This window comes from Microbacterium sp. AISO3, assembly GCF_002204305.1.
Taxonomy (GTDB): domain Bacteria; phylum Actinomycetota; class Actinomycetes; order Actinomycetales; family Microbacteriaceae; genus Microbacterium; species Microbacterium arborescens.
Genome location: NZ_NHRF01000049.1, coordinates 1 through 547 on the forward strand (window position 1 = coordinate 1; position 547 = coordinate 547).

At 42.0% G+C, this 547-nt stretch carries 1 pseudogene; it reads left to right on the plus strand.

Annotated features, from left to right (window positions below):
* Window positions 1-215 (plus strand): annotated as a pseudogene (locus tag CBF90_RS16245) (biopolymer transporter ExbB); the annotation flags it as partial.
* Window positions 216-547 lie beyond the last annotated feature (332 nt).

The following is a 547-nucleotide window of genomic DNA, read 5'->3' on the forward strand; positions in this document are numbered from 1 at the left end:
AGATTAGAGAGTATGGGTATATGACATCGGTAGTTATTGTCTATGCCCTTAGTTTTGTTGAGCTTGGAGCTTTGTTTTTCTGCGGGTTATTGCTTCTTTCCAGCATAAGCGGCTACATGATACCCACTATCGCCATCGGCATTGCCTCTGCATCGTTCATTCATATATGCATCCTTGTTTTCCAACTATATAATTTGACCAGAGAACAAGAATAACCCGGCCTCAGCGCCGGGTTTTCTTTGCCTCACGATCGCCCCCAAAACACATAACCAATTGTATTTATTGAAAAATAAATAGATACAACTCACTAAACATAGCAATTCAGATCTCTCACCTACCAAACAATGCCCCCCTGCAAAAAATAAATTCATATAAAAAACATACAGATAACCATCTGCGGTGATAAATTATCTCTGGCGGTGTTGACATAAATACCACTGGCGGTGATACTGAGCACATCAGCAGGACGCACTGACCACCATGAAGGTGACGCTCTTAAAAATTAAGCCCTGAAGAAGGGCAGCATTCAAAGCAGAAGGCTTTGGGG